15 protein-coding genes and 1 other RNA gene are annotated in these 15607 nt (G+C 47.0%); 13 read left to right on the top strand and 3 right to left on the bottom strand.

What is annotated here, in order from left to right; all coding sequences use genetic code 11:
* Nucleotides 1-82: 82 nt before the first annotated feature.
* From RS891_RS22880 to rnpB, 3 genes are all read left to right on the top strand, one after another.
* Nucleotides 83-841: a tRNA (adenine(22)-N(1))-methyltransferase gene (locus tag RS891_RS22880; RefSeq protein ID WP_113053823.1), complete on the top strand. Its 759-nt coding sequence runs from the start codon at nucleotides 83-85 to the stop codon at nucleotides 839-841.
* A complete protein-coding gene (locus RS891_RS22875; protein ID WP_113053824.1) occupies nucleotides 817-1932 on the top strand; it encodes a Nif3-like dinuclear metal center hexameric protein in 1116 nt (371 codons plus the stop codon). The genes RS891_RS22880 and RS891_RS22875 overlap by 25 nt, the downstream gene beginning before the upstream one ends.
* 81 nt (nucleotides 1933-2013) lie before the next feature.
* Nucleotides 2014-2422: RNase P RNA component class A (gene rnpB / locus RS891_RS22870), an RNA gene on the top strand.
* Between the two features lie 239 nt (nucleotides 2423-2661).
* Here the strand turns inward: rnpB and RS891_RS22865 are convergent.
* Nucleotides 2662-3891, bottom strand: a complete 1230-nt coding sequence (locus RS891_RS22865; protein ID WP_113053825.1) for an aminotransferase-like domain-containing protein — start codon at nucleotides 3889-3891, stop codon at nucleotides 2662-2664.
* A 109-nt stretch (nucleotides 3892-4000) separates the two neighbouring features.
* Between RS891_RS22865 and RS891_RS22860 the strand changes: the two genes are divergently transcribed.
* Nucleotides 4001-5521 (top strand): MocR-like pyridoxine biosynthesis transcription factor PdxR, encoded by a 1521-nt coding sequence (locus RS891_RS22860; protein WP_315793275.1) that lies wholly within the window; start codon nucleotides 4001-4003, stop codon nucleotides 5519-5521.
* 85 nt (nucleotides 5522-5606) lie between these two features.
* A complete protein-coding gene (locus RS891_RS22855) occupies nucleotides 5607-5864 on the top strand; it encodes a hypothetical protein (protein ID WP_315793274.1) in 258 nt (85 codons plus the stop codon).
* A gap of 97 nt (nucleotides 5865-5961) precedes the next feature.
* Here the strand turns inward: RS891_RS22855 and RS891_RS22850 are convergent, their stop codons facing one another.
* Nucleotides 5962-7839, bottom strand: coding sequence for a S8 family peptidase (locus tag RS891_RS22850; RefSeq protein WP_315793273.1), 1878 nt, complete (start codon nucleotides 7837-7839; stop codon nucleotides 5962-5964).
* A gap of 287 nt (nucleotides 7840-8126) precedes the next feature.
* Here RS891_RS22850 and RS891_RS22845 point away from each other — a divergent pair, with 287 nt between their 5' ends.
* The 6 genes from RS891_RS22845 to thiI all read left to right on the top strand — a co-directional run bounded on the left by RS891_RS22845 (nucleotide 8127) and on the right by thiI (nucleotide 13061).
* The gene (locus tag RS891_RS22845; protein ID WP_063567014.1) at nucleotides 8127-8633 is read left to right on the top strand and encodes a YpuI family protein; all 507 of its coding nucleotides are present in this window, start codon (nucleotides 8127-8129) and stop codon (nucleotides 8631-8633) included.
* 167 nt (nucleotides 8634-8800) lie between these two features.
* A complete protein-coding gene (locus tag RS891_RS22840; protein ID WP_315793272.1) occupies nucleotides 8801-9019 on the top strand; it encodes a DUF1540 domain-containing protein in 219 nt (72 codons plus the stop codon).
* A 34-nt stretch (nucleotides 9020-9053) separates the two neighbouring features.
* Nucleotides 9054-9476, top strand: a complete 423-nt coding sequence (locus RS891_RS22835; protein WP_315793271.1) for a hypothetical protein — start codon at nucleotides 9054-9056, stop codon at nucleotides 9474-9476.
* 249 nt (nucleotides 9477-9725) lie between these two features.
* Nucleotides 9726-10487 (top strand): lytic transglycosylase domain-containing protein, encoded by a 762-nt coding sequence (locus RS891_RS22830; protein ID WP_315793270.1) that lies wholly within the window; start codon nucleotides 9726-9728, stop codon nucleotides 10485-10487.
* Nucleotides 10488-10661: 174 nt separating this feature from the next.
* A complete protein-coding gene (locus RS891_RS22825) occupies nucleotides 10662-11810 on the top strand; it encodes a cysteine desulfurase family protein (protein ID WP_315793269.1) in 1149 nt (382 codons plus the stop codon).
* A 6-nt stretch (nucleotides 11811-11816) separates the two neighbouring features.
* Entirely contained in the window at nucleotides 11817-13061 is a 1245-nt protein-coding gene (gene thiI, locus RS891_RS22820) for a tRNA uracil 4-sulfurtransferase ThiI (RefSeq protein ID WP_315793268.1), read from the top strand.
* Nucleotides 13062-13190: 129 nt separating this feature from the next.
* On the opposite strand, the gene RS891_RS22815 is transcribed toward thiI, so the two are convergent.
* The gene (locus RS891_RS22815; RefSeq protein WP_315793267.1) at nucleotides 13191-13892 is read right to left on the bottom strand and encodes a TerC family protein; all 702 of its coding nucleotides are present in this window, start codon (nucleotides 13890-13892) and stop codon (nucleotides 13191-13193) included.
* A gap of 103 nt (nucleotides 13893-13995) precedes the next feature.
* Between RS891_RS22815 and RS891_RS22810 the strand changes: the two genes are divergently transcribed.
* Complete coding sequence (locus RS891_RS22810; RefSeq protein WP_315793266.1) at nucleotides 13996-14655, top strand: TerC family protein; 660 nt, start codon at nucleotides 13996-13998, stop codon at nucleotides 14653-14655.
* Between the two features lie 286 nt (nucleotides 14656-14941).
* A complete protein-coding gene (locus tag RS891_RS22805) occupies nucleotides 14942-15436 on the top strand; it encodes a hypothetical protein (protein WP_113053833.1) in 495 nt (164 codons plus the stop codon).
* Nucleotides 15437-15607: the final 171 nt, after the last annotated feature.

The raw sequence follows: 15607 nt of genomic DNA, 5'->3' as shown, positions 1-15607 counted from the left end.
GAAATGTTTTATTGGATTTCATTTTATCGCTTTTTGTTGTTCAATGCAAATCAATAAATTAAATGAATGGTGTAGGTGCTTCATGAAACTTTCGAATCGATTACAGCGGATACATGATCAAATTCCCGAAGGCAGCCGTTTGGCTGACATTGGCTCAGACCACGCTTTGCTTCCGGTAGCGGCAGTACGCAGCGGGAAAGCAGCAGGTGCAGTAGCCGGAGAAGTCAATCCTGGCCCTTATGAAGCTGCACGCAAGCAAGTCAGCGATGCAGGCCTGAAGGAACGAATTACAGTACGTCGTGGAGATGGCTTGGATGTCATCTCTGCGGGAGAAGTCGATGTTATCACCATTGCCGGTATGGGAGGGGCTCTCATTGCCTCCATTCTGGATCGTGGCCTCTCCAAACTGGATGAGGTCAAGCTCCTTATTTTGCAGCCTAATGTTGGTGAGGATATTCTCAGACGTTGGTTGTTGGAGCATCACTGGGTGGTTGTTGCAGAACAGCTGCTTGAGGAAGATGGCAAAGTGTACGAGATTATTACAGCAATGCCGCAAGAACTCAGTCCGATTGCCAATGAGGAAGTGTATCGGGCACGACCGCTTGAAGGCGGAGTGGAATTGACTTCAGATTTGCTGCTCCGCATGGGGCCTTATTTAACTGACCGTCCAACGGATGTGTTTTTTGCCAAATGGGAAAGCGAAATCGTCAAGCTGCAAAGTGTAGTGCAGTCCATCTCCAAATCCGATCAGGAGTCTTCACGGGACAAGGCGGCTGAGGTGGAAGGTCTTATTGTGAACTTGAAGGAGGTACTCTCATGTTTGCCAAAGGTCAAACTGTAATTCAATTGATGGAGCAGCTTGCTCCCAAACATCTGGCCGTGCCGGACGATCGGATCGGTCTTCAACTTGGCAGTTTGCAAAAGGAAATTACGCACGTTCTTATCGCGCTTGATGTTACGAACGAAGTTGTAGACGAGGCCATTCGGATTGGAGCCAATCTGATTATTGCGCACCATGCCATCATTTTCCGCCCGGTCAAATCGCTAAACACAGACACACCCATGGGAAAACTGTACGAGAAGCTAATCAAGCATGATATTGCGGTGTACATCAGTCATACCAATCTGGATGTGGCTGAAGGCGGCATGAATGACTGGATGGCCGAGGCAATTGGAATTGAGAGCAAGGAATCACTTGAGGATGTACATACAGATCATTTGTTCAAACTGGCTGTATTTGTACCTCGCACCCATCATGAGCAGGTACTCCAGGCGATTCTCGAAGCCGGCGCTGGCAGTATTGGGCAGTACAACAAGTGCAGCTTCAATACGGAGGGCACAGGTACTTTTGTACCGGGAGAGGGGACACAACCTTTCATCGGTACAGAGGGACAGATGGAGCGTGTAGAGGAAATGCGGATTGAGACCATCGTACCGCAGAGTCTGCGCAGCAAGGTTGTACAAGCGATGCTTAAGGCTCATCCATATGAGGAAGTGGCCTATGACCTATATGCAATGGATTTAAAAGGCCGTACGCTTGGTCTAGGGCGCTTGGGACCACTCAAACAACCAAAGACACTCGGTGAGCTGGTGGAGGTCGTTAAGGCCCAACTGAATGTGCCATACGTTAGGGTAGTAGGCGATCTCAATCGGCAAATCAAAAAAGCAGCAGTGCTTGGCGGTTCGGGCAGTCGATATACCCTTCCAGCTCGGTTCAAAGGTGCCGATGTTATCGTAACTGGAGACATTGATTATCATACGGCTCACGATGCGCTGATGGCGGGCATGTGTATTATTGACGCCGGGCATAATGCCGAGAAAATCATGAAACCAAAAACTGCGGACTGGCTGCGTTTACGCTTGGAAGACAAACGTTATGACACGCAAGTGACCGCATCCGAGGTAAATACGGAAGTTTTCCAGTTTATCTAAAAGCACTCGAGTTTATTGCTTCCAGTAAGATTAAGCTTGTTTGTAAACTCAAATGCCTGTATACTATGTAATGTTGTTCGGAAAGCTTGACAGACAATCGCTGGTGGCCTCGTTGCCACGAGAGGAAAGTCCGGGCTCCACAGGGCAGGATGCTGGATAACGTCCAGTCAGCGCGAGTTGAAGGATAGTGCCACAGAAATGGACCGCCGATGGCCGGATTTTCCGGCACAGGCAAGGATGGAACCGAGGTGTAAGAGACCCCGAGGAACGCTGGTGACTTCGTTCCTGGTAAACCCCATCTGGAGCAAGACCTAATGGGACACAGTCAACTCTTCAGAGAAGGCAGCCTTAGCCCGAGGTGTGTCTAGGTTGGTCGCTTGAGCTGTGCAGCAATGTATGGCCTAGATAGATGATTGTCGCTTGTGGTGGGAGGGTAGTTCCCGTCTGAACCACGAAGAGCACAGAACCCGGCTTACGGTAAGCTTTCCTAACTACAACACAACAGTAACAAGTACAGTCCACTATCAGTCACGGGCAAACAGATCAATTGTACCTGATGTGCCTGACTGATCAGAAGGACGCGATTAAACTAAACTTCAAAAGAATTCCTGCACAGCAGGTCATATAAATAAGGCGTCAGACTTCGAGATTGCTCGAATCTGGCGCCTTATTTTTGTAGTTATTCAAGAATGAGAAATTGTTCCTAATGATACAGTGGATGACAGTTCGTTACAGTGTAACTACACTGTCCGACTGTAATGATGCATGCCAGCGTTGAATGGCACGATCCATACGCTCTACAGCTTCGGGAAGCAGATCTGGATCAGTATGAGTAAAGTTGATTCGCATACGGTTCAGCTCTGGTGTACCCGCATAGAAGGAATCCCCTGGTACAATACATACTTTCTCTTGAATTCCATAGGTAAACAGGTTGCTGGCCAGCATACCCTCAGGCAGTTGCAGCCATAGGAACATTCCGCCCTGAGGTGAGTTCCAAGAGATGCCTTCCCACGATTTTGCAGCCATGAGAGTGGTCATTTTTTTCATCCGTTGTTCATAATCCTGTGAGATAGTGCGAATATGAACGTCCAGATCGAAAGACTCCAGTAGTGCATGAAGTGCTCTTTGGTCGATGCTGCTGGAGTGCAAATCTGCCCCTTGTTTGGCCCGTGCAGCAATTTTGATAACATCCGGAGCAGCCAGTATCCAGCCTGTGCGGAGACCTGGTGCTACTGTTTTGGAGAATGTGCTGGTATAGATGACATTGGATGGACCCTCATAGGATTCCGCATCCAATTGCGCCAGTGCAGGGGCATCCAGTTGTTCCGGTTTAAAGCGGATTTCACCATAAGGATCGTCTTCCAGAATCAGTACGCCATATTTCCGGCACAGATCCACGGCTTGTTGCCGTCTGGTGCGACTCCATACTTTACCTGACGGGTTGGAGAACGTAGGGTTAATGTAAACGAGCTTTGGTCGATGCAGTTGTAGCTGTTCCTCCAGGGATTCAGGTAACATTCCGTCATCATCACAGGTAACACCGTGCGCCTCAGCCTGATAGGAATGAATGACTTGAAGAGCAGCCAGATAGGTTGGTGATTCAACCAGTACGCTGTCGCCTGGATCGAGCAAAATTCGGCATACCAAGTCAATGGATTGCTGGGAACCGGTAGTCAGAAGCATATGGTCAGGTGAAGCGGGAATGCCCTTGGACTCAAGACGTTCTGCAATTTTGGCACGTAATGGTCGGAAACCTTCTGTTTCTGCATATTGAAGAGCAGCCGAACCACCCATGAATACCTTTTCGTATGCGTCACGGATGGCCTCAAGCGGGAATGATGACTGGGCGGGTAAACCGCCGGCCAGAGAAATCATTCCAGGCGCCTGTGCAGCCTGTAACATGTCGCGAACGACAGAGGACGGGGTATTTTGTGCCATTTTGGACCAAGGGATATTCATATTATTCTCATCTCCTGTTATTCACTGTTATACTGATATTATAAACTATAATAGACGGAATGCAGTATAACAGTAAAATGCTGATCATAACAGTTGGGAGGGTGCAGGTGTGCATATTGAATTGAAACGGGGAAGCAGCACCAAATTGTATGTTCAGATCGCCCTTACACTTGCTGACCGAATAAGGTCTGGACTAATTGAGCCTGGAACCCGTCTGCCGTCGGTTCGTAAAATGACGACTGATCTGGGCGTCAGCCTGGTCACCGTGTCCAAAGCTTATGCCGAGCTCGAAGCCATACAGCTGGTTACATGTTCCCAGGGGAAGGGATGTTACGTACGGGGGGCGCAAGAACTGGAGAAAACGGAGGATATGGAGAGAAATCACCGTACTCATGCAAAGAATGAATCCAGCACACCTTGGAACTGGCAGATGGCTCTTGTGGATTATTTGCCCCGAGCTCAGCTCTGGAGACATTTTGACGCATCTCCACAAGTTAAATATGAGCTGCATATGTCGGCAATTCAGCCTGAATTGTTGCCAACGCGAGAGATTATCGATAGTGCATACCGACTTTCCTCGAATCATCCAGAGCGCATGGCTGCCTACGGGTCCTTTCAGGGAGATAGGGAATTGCGTCAGACGTTTTCTGGGCATTTTGCAGAAAGAGGTTTGCGGGTAATGCCTGAACGAATGCTGATTACGAGCGGTACCCAGCAGGGGATCGATCTTGTCGCGCGTACCTTTGTTGGTCCTGGTGACGTCGTTTACATGGAAGCACCGAGCTATACGGGAGCCATTGATGTGTTCACAAGCAGAGGAGCGAAGATTATTACGGTGCCGATGGATGACGATGGTATGCGTATTGATTTGTTAACCCGATTGTGTGATACATACCCGCCAAAGTTGATATACACGATTCCTACGTTTCACAATCCGACGGGCATTACGATGAGTGCCAAACGGCGTGCGCAACTGCTTAACCTTGCTCAGAGTTATCATTGTCTCATCCTGGAGGATGATCCGTTCGCCGATCTGTATTTCCGTGATCCTCCACCTGCTTCCATTAAATCGATGGATGGGACGGGCCATGTGATATATATTAAAAGCTTCAGCAAAGTACTGTCTCCTGGCTGCCGTGTGGCGTGTGCAGTTGCAGACGGAAGTGTGCTCACCCGACTTGTTGCAGCCAAATCCACTGCAGATCTCGGGAGTCCGCTGCTTACACAAAAGGCCTTGCAATCGTTTATACAACATCAATACAGTGCGTATACAGCGCGATTGAGAGATGAGTTATATTCCCGGCTGCTGGCCGCATCAGCGGTACTGGAGGAACATGGTTCTCCCGGGATGTACTGGACTTTGCCTGATGGAGGACTAAACTTGTGGCTGCAATTGCCAGATGGTTTGGATATGCGTGAGCTGCATCGCCAGTCACTTTCTGCAGGTGTTTCTTTTTTGCCGGGCTCTGCTTGTTATGTGGGGGAAACGGATACGGCGAGTCTAAGGATTTGCTTCACGGTTACGAATCAGGAGCTGTTATGTGAAGGGCTGCGGGTATTATGCATGGTCATTAAGAACATTACACCGCAACAGGGTGGGACATCGGCGGACAGGCTCCCGCTTATATAATTTTTCGGAACACGGACATACATCCAATCCACATCGGACCCAGTGCAATACGTTATAGTATCACTTGAAAGGGAGTTGGTTTGAAATGAACCATTTCTGTCCACCGCTTTGTCCGATTGTATGTGACCCAATCCAGGTTGTTGAAGATTACTACATCCCACAAATCGTACCCGTAATTCACCCGATTGAAGTCATCAAAAAACATCACTGTGTGCCAATCCATCATCACATGTATCCTGTCGTGGTCAAAGAAGAAGATCCTTGTTATGTTTCAAGCTACAACGGGAAGAAAAAATCCGTGAAAAAATCAAGCAAATCCCGCACAACATCCCGCAAACGCTAGTCGCAGCGGGTGCCCCGGGGGAATAGGTAAATATACCAAAGAGCAGCATACGCCCCGGGGCGCAGCTGCTTTTTTTTTTTTTTTATACAGTGTACGGTTATTGTTTGATGTACCTTTTCATTGTATTGTCCATTTGTTGTCTCACATGTTGTGGCCAGAATTGAAGTGGGGCACTGTTGCCAGAGGCCGCCTCCAATGCTTTAAACACATCGATCTGACCATAACCGAAATACTTGTCATGACCTGGGTCTCCCAGATCTATGACGCTTTGACGCATGAGATCCATGACTTCTGTGTTCGTCAAATCAGGGTTGAGTGAGCGAATCAAGCCTGCAAGTGCCGCCACATGGGGGCTGGCCATCGACGTTCCGGACAAGGCTGCATATTGGTTGTTCGGATACGTACTTGCAATGCTGGTCCCTGGAGCCGTCACATCGACGTAATCCCCGTAGTTGGAATAGGAAGCTTTGTTCATGTCAGCATCCGTAGCGGATACCGCAAATACTTCTGGATAAGCGGCAGGGTATCCCGGACGCTCCGTATTATCGTTACCGGTCGCTGCAATTAATACAATGTCGCGATCAAAAGCGTATTTGATAGCATCATGAAGAAATTGGGCATCGGCATAGTTACCCAGACTCATATTAATGACCTTGGCTCCATGATCAGCAGCCCAAATGATGCCTTCGGCCACAGCATAGGTTGTGCCTGAACCCGAATTATCCAGCACTTTAACAGGCAGTACCTTGTTATACCAGCTCATGCCTGCTACACCTTCGTTGTTATTCACAACAGCGCCAATGATGCCTGCTACATGTGTACCATGGCCTACGTCATCAAGCGGTTGGCTCGCCGGATCGACAACGTTATAACCTTTCAGTAGCTTACCCTTCAGATCGGGATGAGTCAGATCAACGCCGGTGTCTACCACCGCAACGATAACATCCTTGTTGCCCTTCGTAATATTCCAGCCACGGTTAGTCTCAATGGCGGGCAGGTTCCATTGGTAATCGGAAAACAAAATATCATTGGGCACGGTTACATCTTTTTGTTCAGGAACGGTCTCATTGGTTAAATACATGTAGTGGGGTTCCATATACAGCGGATTCCATTTACGTTCGAAATAAGCATGTAATTGTTCATAATTCATATGTTCCGACCGAAAAACATACGTGTATCCCAGCTTGCGTGCCGATTGCGTCCGCAGGTCAGATTTAATGATGCGCATATCCCGTTCACCTGGATCCTGACGGAACCGGATAACGATTTCATTTTCGTAAAAATGGCTGGCATTGGCATTATCATGTCCTGTTTTTACAGTGATTTCTTTAAGGGTGTCAGGGTGCACTGACTCGATTTTAAATTTACCTTCACGAGGATAAGGGATCATGCGCAAATTTTTGCGCTGATGCTGTTCCACGGCATTCAGTACATTTTGGCTAAACAGAGCAATGACGGCACGTTCTCCATCCTTGGAGGGCTGCGCCATAACAAAAAACTTTTCCTTGCCGAGAGGAAAGGAAGAAGATTCGAAGCTTTGACGTTTGCTCACTGCTTTCTTGGCTAAGGCGAGAGAATGCTCCAGCTTTTGCTGTTCCATTTTGCTTCCTTTTGCTGCTGTTTTGTCAAAGTGCCGACTGCGTAATCCTTTGGTATTCATTACATCAATAGATCGTATATGATCATGTGTTTTTTGTAGCTCTTTAACGTATTGGCTTATTTGCACATCATTCATTTTGGAGGTCTTCTCTAGCATGATGCTAAGGTGCTGTTTGGCATCTGCACGGGTCAGCAGATCGGTTGACTTTACATCCTGGACTTTAAGACGTTGTTTGCTCGCATGTTCCTCGTGTGGAGAATCGGGCATGGCACTTGGAGCAGGAACAGGGCGATTGGACGTTGGAAGCAAAAGCGTCAAGGCAAGTGCGCCCGCACCCGCGGCAATGGCCCAGTTAACCCATTTCGGTCTGGACATAAGGATGGAACCTCCTCGTTTATTTTGAAAATCATCTTACAGTGCTCTGATATCATCGTTGTCACTGGATATATCTATCGTTAGGAAAAGCGGTTATTTTTATGCAGATGAACATCAGGTGAGCAATGTATAAAGGGCATGTTCAGGAACAGAAAGGGAAAGCCTGATTAAGGGATACCGCTCGTCATCTTTTTATGGTAGGATAGTACCTGAGAATTCAAGGTCAGGGGAGAACCTCCCGTTGGCCGATCTATATGTAAGGACTTATTTAAGGGGGAGCTACCTTTATGTCAGCAGCCAATGTACAGAAAACATGTGAGTCAACTAGGGAAAAGTTAAAACCGGCTATCGATCGGATCGAAAAATTTTTGAATGAAAATGCCTTGCCTGAACTGGATCAGAATCAGACGGAGGAGTCATCAGCCTTCTACAAAGGATTTCTTTCGGATCTCCGTCATTTGCTCGTTTTTTCTGAAGTTTCTTACGAAAAACTTGGCGTTGTGCTGCGTCGTGCCAATTTTGATGTCGATTTTGCCGAAAAGGCTCTCTATAACACATATCATCAAAGTATAAACAGCTTTTTTTATCCCAAAAATGAATGTTACTCCGAAGATGGAAGATATGCTTACACTGGTCAGGATGCAATCCGTTTCCGTGATAAACCAATTCGTGCAGTACGTGATGTCATTCTTGAGATATCAAAAACGTACGAAGAATTGCGCGATGATTTGGCCTTTTATGAAAGTGACTATCTAACGCAGCGTCGGATGCAAAACCAACGCAATCACGCGTAATTACATTTTCAACTTATATACGAATTGGACAAAACCGCCCTTGTGGGCGGTTTTTTTGCGTTTTCTTCAACTGGCATTTGTAGATAAAGGATCATGTCATCATCTGGCATTTCGTTGGAGAATAGCCGATTTACGGTGCGGAGACAATAGATGTCGAGGTGATAAAAATGAGCCAAGAGAAGCCGATCGTCAAATGCAGTGTTGCTAACTGCCACTTTTGGGGAGAAAACAATTTCTGCCAGGCTGATGCCATCATGATTGACATTGACCAACATGCCACCCGTCGTTTACATGAGGAATTTGCCGGAGAGACTTTTGATTCCGATCATCACGATCATGCCCGTACTTCATCTGCGACTTGCTGTCACACATTCAGACCGAAATGAGCAGTCATTCCCATTTATATGGAGGTGCTTTGCATTGAATAATGACCGTAGAGATGATCAATCGTTCCAACGTCCAAAATCGACTCCGTTAGATGAAAAGCAGCGTCAACGTGTAGACTATCCAAGACGTAGCCACAGAGAAGAGTATGGCGCAGAGGTAGCGCCCCCAACAAGTTCTATTCGAACAGAACCTACGGAAAGAACAGATCATACTCCTGTTAAGCGTGAAGATGACGGTGACGGTGTTATGAAATCTACTGGCCGTATCTCTGGATATATGGGGCTGGCCTTTGGTATCGCATCCTTATTTATGTGGTCCATTGTCCTTGGTCCAGCTGCAGCCGTACTTGGTTACTATGCTTACGTCAATGGCCGGAAAACGGCGGGTGCGTGGTCCATCGGACTTGGGGCAGTGGCAACACTCAGCTATTTCTTCATGATCCCATTCGCCCGTTAATAAAGCAAAGCACAAACATGATCTAATCTTTTTAGCACTAAACAAGTGCTTAACGAACAGGATATGAGCTTATTATTTTCAGCCTTCTGCTCCCGCCTTCTAAAGGGGGATTACAGAAGGTTTTTTCGCATTTGCGTAATAAAGTTGTATGATCGGTCTATTTTTTTGAAAACAATGGAACCTCCCTGTAAAATAATGTAGAATAAAGTCATAATCTACGTTTACATTATACGGGAGTGAATATAACTCATGCAGATTGATCCGCGCGCGTCGCGGCAGTTGCTGGAACCGCAATTGTCCAATAGTCTCAACGAAACCAATGCATCGGATGGAAACTCCGCTTCAACAGTGGATTTTGCCAGTATGATGGACGGGCTGCTCGGGACGAATTCAAATACGTTGAACAATACTGGTACCGTTGGCGAAGACGTGAATTCTGCTGCGATCTCCAAACGATCCAGTGACGGTCTGTTGTGGTTGCAACTAGGTAGCATGTATAACCCGGACACAAGTTCTGTTTCTTCCTCGAACAGTAATGTGGTTTCTTTATCTTCTCTGCTAAACACAGGAGCAGTGGATTCGGGTGCATCTGTACCTACAGATTTTGAATCTTTGATTGCTTCGGCGAGCACCAAATATGGGGTGCCTGAATCATTGATCAAGGCGGTCATTGACACAGAATCCGGTTTCAATCCGAATGTAGTGTCTTCGGCAGGTGCCAAAGGACTAATGCAGTTGATGGATGGGACGGCAGCAGGGTTGGGAGTTAGTAACGCTTATGATCCCGCTCAAAATATAGATGGTGGAACCAAATACCTGTCTCTCCAGCTTCAGCGTTTTGGTGGCGAGGTGAAGATGGCACTTGCTGCTTACAATGGCGGACCCGGACGAGTTTCGAGTCTGGGTGTATCGAGCGACGCTGAACTGATGAGTGTACTTAACCGCCTCCCATTGGAAACACAGGCTTATATCTCCAAAGTGGAGAAAGCACAGTCGAAATATACGGTATAAATGGTATAAACCACAAAAATGGCAACACAACAGTACGTCCAGGAAGAGATCAAACGCGGGAACAGCAGCCTTAAATGTGCTTGGTTCCTGTTTGGTCTTTTTGTGTTGAGCGGGGATCGTGTTACAATGCTCACTGTAGATTCCACAACGAACAGACAAGGAGGGGAACCTCATTTGAAATATTTTGATTATGCTGCAACAACGCCTCCTCATCCAGATGTCGTTCGTACAATGGCCGAGATTATGGAGGCGCAATATGGGAATCCGTCATCAATCCATGGGTACGGTGAGCGAGCCCATCAATTGTTACGCCGAGCGCGAGCTGGTTGTGCTGCCGCTATTGATGTGAAACCGGAAGAAATCGTATTTACCTCCGGCGCAACCGAGAGCAACAATCTTGCTATTAAAGGGGCGGCTTTACAGTATCAGTCTAGGGGCAAACACATTATTACAACTGGAACAGAACATGCTTCGGTATACGAGAGTTTTGTGCAGCTACAGCAGTGGGGATGGGAAGTCACTTGGCTTCCCGTGGATTCCAGTGGTCTGGTTAGCGCCCAGCAGGTAATGGATGCCATAAGATCTGATACGGTGCTTGTGAGCTTGATGCATGTAAACAATGAAACAGGAGCGATACACCCAATTGCTGAAATCGGTGCACGACTGAAAAGGGAAACACCAAAGGTGCTTTTTCATGTAGATGGCGTGCAGGGTTTTGGCAAGATGGAGGCTAAACCTGCGGCATGGGGCGCGGATCTGTACAGCTTGTCTGCTCACAAGATTCGTGGTCCCAAAGGAGCTGGACTTCTCTACGTACGAAGTGGGGTGGAGCTAACCCCTTTATTGTCAGGGGGGTCTCAAGAACAGGGATTTAGAGCGGGAACTGAAAATGTACCTTTGCTTGTGGGTATGGCGAAGGCGATGCGTCTCTCTGCGGAACGTCAGGCTGAATTTGCGCAACGTACAACGATTTTGAGAGATCGTATTATGGAGGTCATAGATACGATTCCCGGACTTGTGTTAAATAGTCATAAAGAGGGGGCGCCGCACATTGTTCATTTTTCCTATCCTGGAATGAAGGCAGAAGTAGCGCTGCATACCCTCGAACAACTTGGAGTAACTGTTTCTACACAATCTGCCTGCTCTTCGCGATCGGCTGAACCGAGCAGGGTATTGCTTGCCATGGGCAGGGATAATGCTTGTGCTGCTGGTGGATTGCGTATTAGTCTTGGAGATGAACATACAGAAGAAGATGTGGCTCTGCTGGAGCAGGCTTTACATCAGATGATGGCGCAGCTGCGCCCGTTGGAAAGGCGGATGTGATTTTAGATGAAATATGATATGCTGCTTCTCCGTTTCGGAGAGTTTATGTTAAAAGGAAAAAACCGTGCCCGGTTCGAAAAAACGATTATCACCCAGGTGCGTTCCCTGCTCAAACCTTATCCAGGGGCAAGTCTTCGGAAGGAGTTTGGGAGGTTGTATGTCGATCTGGGTGGTGAATCTCATACAGAACTGATTGCTGTGCTGAAACGAGTATTCGGTGTTACATCGATCAGTCCTGTTAAAGTGACTCCATCTGAAACTGACCAAATCGTGGAGACAGCCATTGCTTTTATGGATGAGAGAGAGTCTGAATTCAAAGACGGTACCACATTCAAAGTTAATGCAAGGCGTGTATGGAAAGAGTTCCCCAATTCTTCGCATGAAATGAACCATTTGGTAGGTTCCCCGATTCTTCGGAAATTCCAGCAGTTAAGTGTAGACGTGCGCCAACCTAACATTGAACTGCGTGTGGAGATTCGGGATCAGGGCACGTATATCTTCAGTGAGGTGATTCCAGCCGTAGGTGGATTCCCCTTGGGTACAAATGGAAAAGCGATGCTGTTATTATCGGGTGGTATAGACAGCCCTGTAGCGGCATGGTCTTCGATGCGTAGAGGCCTGGAAGTGGAATGTGTACACTTTTACAGTTACCCGTTCACAAGCCAGCGAGCCAAAGAAAAGGTCATTGATTTGGCGCGTGCACTTGCTGATCATGCAGGCACAATTAAGCTGCATCTGGTTCCTTTTACGGAAATTCAAACTGCATTTACCCAACTGGGGCAGGATAACTTGATCATCACACTGATGCGCCGCTCTATGTTACGTATTGCAACCAAGCTGGCTGAACGTGAGCGCGCGCTTGCACTGATCACCGGAGATAGTCTGGGTCAGGTAGCGAGCCAGACCTTGCCAAGTATGAATGTCATAGGGCGTGCGACAGATCTGCCGTTGCTGCGACCACTTGTCATGATGGACAAACAGGAAATTATAACTTTATCTAAACAGATCGGGACGTATGATATATCGATTCTTCCGTATGAGGATTGTTGTACTCTTTTTGTACCGAAATCCCCAACAACGAACCCGAATCTTCGCATTGTGGACAAAATCGAAGCGACCATGAGTCAGCTGCCGGAATGGGTGGAGCAGGCGGTGGAGAAGACAGAAACAATTACGCTGCATGCAGGTGAAAACTATATGATAACCAATCAACAGGATGAAGTTAATGACATGAAAGAAGAGTGGTTCTGAGGATCCGCATTCTGGATTGAATGACATAATAAGGACTATGTTATCTGCATGAAGAAAAAGGACTGGCCGATGTATTATCGGTCAGTCCTTTTTTATGATTGTGGCTGAAGGGAGTATCATTAATAAAGCTTAGGAATAGGAGTGCTGACGCTCTCCACCTGGTTTATTGCTGCTTGCACGTTTGCGATATCCGGCAAATACGACACCAGCAGTAACAAGAAGGATAAATAAGATTCTCAGTGCAGGATGCTCAGTGAAGAAAGGTACAAGACGCTGCTCCTCTGTAATCATATTGGAAGCCGTATATCCCAGCACAATGGCTCCAAGATAAATGATCCAAGGGAAACGGTTAATTAATTTGATAAACAACGTACTGCCCCACACGATAATAGGTACACTGATCAGCAGTCCTAGAATAACAAGCACCAAATGCTGCTGTGCTGCACCAGCAACGGCGATGACGTTATCCAGTCCCATGGCAGCGTCTGCAATGACAATCGTTCGCACGGCTGTCCAGAGAGAACTGCCAGCCTTGATATCCGAATGCTCTTCCCCTTGATCCGCCAATAGCTTGTACGCAATCCAGATCAGGAGTAATCCCCCAACAAGAAGCAGCCACGGCACTTTGAGCAGCCAGAGCACAATCACGGTAGCTACAATGCGAATCAAAAGTGCGCCGCCTGTTCCGTAAAGAATCGCCCTTTTCTGCACAGAAGGGTGCAAATTTCGAGCCGCGAGACCAATCACGATTGCATTATCGCCAGCCAGAATTAGATCAATAAATACAACGTTCAACAACGCTAGCCAAAAAGCGGGGCTAAACAGCTCCATACGATGTCACTCCTTCTATATATCCAAACCTGAGAAAGCTTGTTCAACGTTTAAGAATAGCATGGACAACTTTGACATACAAGTTAGAGTGGGGGGGAGAAGCATGGATACGCTATGGCTGTTGACCGAAATATTAATGATCAATCTGGTTCTGAGTGGAGATAATGCGGTTGTAATTGCACTTGCGAGCAAGGATTTGCCGGTGAGACAGCGCAAACAGGCGGTATGGTGGGGGGCTTTCGGCGCTGTTGTTTTGCGTTGTTTGTTAACCTTTGCAGCAGTACTGCTGTTGGGTATTCCTTTTATTCAGGCGGCTGGTGGTTTGCTGTTGCTCTGGATTGCTGTGAAGCTGCTGCTTCAGAATGAAGATGAAGTACATATTCGTAAGGCGTCCACGACCTGGAAAGCGATCCAAACCATTTTGATTGCTGACTTTGTCATGAGTCTGGATAATGTTCTCGCGATTGCTGCACTGGCGGATGGGGACTTGGCGCTTACAGTCATCGGGATTGCCATAAGTATTCCAATTGTGGTGTGGGGTAGCGGGTTGATTGTTGGTTTGTTGAAGCGGTTTCCAATTCTAGTATTTGCCGGTTCAGGTATTCTGGCCTTCACAGCAGGTGAGATGGTGATGAATGATCCGAAACTGGGACAATGGCTTGGTGGCTTGGCAGCTGAGGCGCATACAGTGCTGCCTGTGGCTATGGCTTGTCTTGTAATCGCGATTGGAGGAGCGCACAAGTTCGTTCGTCGAAACGTGTAAATTGATTACAAATGGAAATGTAAATTTTTCTGGCGAACTGCCCTTTGCGGGCAGTTTTTTGCTGTATTTATTTGTTTCGAAGAAATGAGGGAACTTGAATAAGTCATGGACCGATCAATTTAGGGTAATACAGGATAATGGAGAGAGGCGAAGTACGACATAAAGTGTAGTTTTTTGCATACACATCGGCTACACTAGAAGAAGGCTGGGAACAGTCAGTCATCATGGAAAGTTTATAGTTTAGCTTACGGGGTACATAGCCAAATGTTATAAGAGGTGATTGTAGATGAGGATGAGAAATGAAAAAGCAATCGGAATATTTATTTTTGTTGCAGGTTTAATAATTTTACTCGGGAAACTTGGTGTGTTTGGCTTTATTGGACGGCACTTCTGGCCTTTGCTCATCTTGTTGCCTGGTATTGCTCTTCATGCATTATATTATGCAAGGCTTACGCCATCATGGTCACTCGTTCCAGCAGGAACGTTAACCGTCTATGGTCTGTTGTTCGGAATCACGAATACATGGGGCAGCGGATTGATGAGCAACCTGTGGCCTGCTTTTTTGCTTGGAATTGCCGTTGGTTTGCTTGAATATGCACTGGCTGATCACCGTAGACCTGCAATGGTTCTTCCGGTTGCATTGGGAGTTGGCATCCTTTCAATTATTTTATTCGGATTTACACTGCTTCACACCGGTATTATCTACGTTTTGGCAGTACTTTTAATTGTAGGCGGGATGTGGTTGCTGTTTGGACGAGGACGCCAAGGGAGAGGCTGGTAACTTTCCCAGCGGTCTTTCAAGCGAAATATCTTGATTTTTACCTATGATCAACTATAATATAAGGGATATAGACATGCGTCGGGATATCACCGACGCTTATTTTGGGTGAGTAACCTGCGAAATTGCGGGAAGTTTAGTAGATAAGAATTGAAATTGGAAAGGATATGGATA

Origin of the sequence: Paenibacillus sp. BIC5C1 (genome assembly GCF_032399705.1) — a bacterium.
In the GTDB taxonomy this organism is placed as follows: domain Bacteria; phylum Bacillota; class Bacilli; order Paenibacillales; family Paenibacillaceae; genus Paenibacillus; species Paenibacillus taichungensis_A.
This window is presented reverse-complemented; position numbering and strand designations above follow the sequence as displayed.

What these genes read in the sequence shown, in the direction of transcription:
- RS891_RS22815 (WP_315793267.1), bottom strand. Translation starts at nt 13,892, where the DNA reads ATGGAGCTGTTTAGCCCCGCTTTTTGGCTAGCGTTGTTGAACGTTGTA.
- RS891_RS22850 (WP_315793273.1), bottom strand. Translation starts at nt 7,839, where the DNA reads ATGTCCAGACCGAAATGGGTTAACTGGGCCATTGCCGCGGGTGCGGGC.
- RS891_RS22840 (WP_315793272.1), top strand. Translation starts at nt 8,801, where the DNA reads ATGAGCCAAGAGAAGCCGATCGTCAAATGCAGTGTTGCTAACTGCCAC.
- thiI (WP_315793268.1), top strand. Translation starts at nt 11,817, where the DNA reads ATGAAATATGATATGCTGCTTCTCCGTTTCGGAGAGTTTATGTTAAAA.
- RS891_RS22845 (WP_063567014.1), top strand. Translation starts at nt 8,127, where the DNA reads ATGTCAGCAGCCAATGTACAGAAAACATGTGAGTCAACTAGGGAAAAG.
- RS891_RS22830 (WP_315793270.1), top strand. Translation starts at nt 9,726, where the DNA reads ATGCAGATTGATCCGCGCGCGTCGCGGCAGTTGCTGGAACCGCAATTG.
- RS891_RS22855 (WP_315793274.1), top strand. Translation starts at nt 5,607, where the DNA reads ATGAACCATTTCTGTCCACCGCTTTGTCCGATTGTATGTGACCCAATC.
- RS891_RS22810 (WP_315793266.1), top strand. Translation starts at nt 13,996, where the DNA reads ATGGATACGCTATGGCTGTTGACCGAAATATTAATGATCAATCTGGTT.
- RS891_RS22875 (WP_113053824.1), top strand. Translation starts at nt 817, where the DNA reads ATGTTTGCCAAAGGTCAAACTGTAATTCAATTGATGGAGCAGCTTGCT.
- RS891_RS22865 (WP_113053825.1), bottom strand. Translation starts at nt 3,891, where the DNA reads ATGAATATCCCTTGGTCCAAAATGGCACAAAATACCCCGTCCTCTGTC.
- RS891_RS22805 (WP_113053833.1), top strand. Translation starts at nt 14,942, where the DNA reads ATGAGGATGAGAAATGAAAAAGCAATCGGAATATTTATTTTTGTTGCA.
- RS891_RS22880 (WP_113053823.1), top strand. Translation starts at nt 83, where the DNA reads ATGAAACTTTCGAATCGATTACAGCGGATACATGATCAAATTCCCGAA.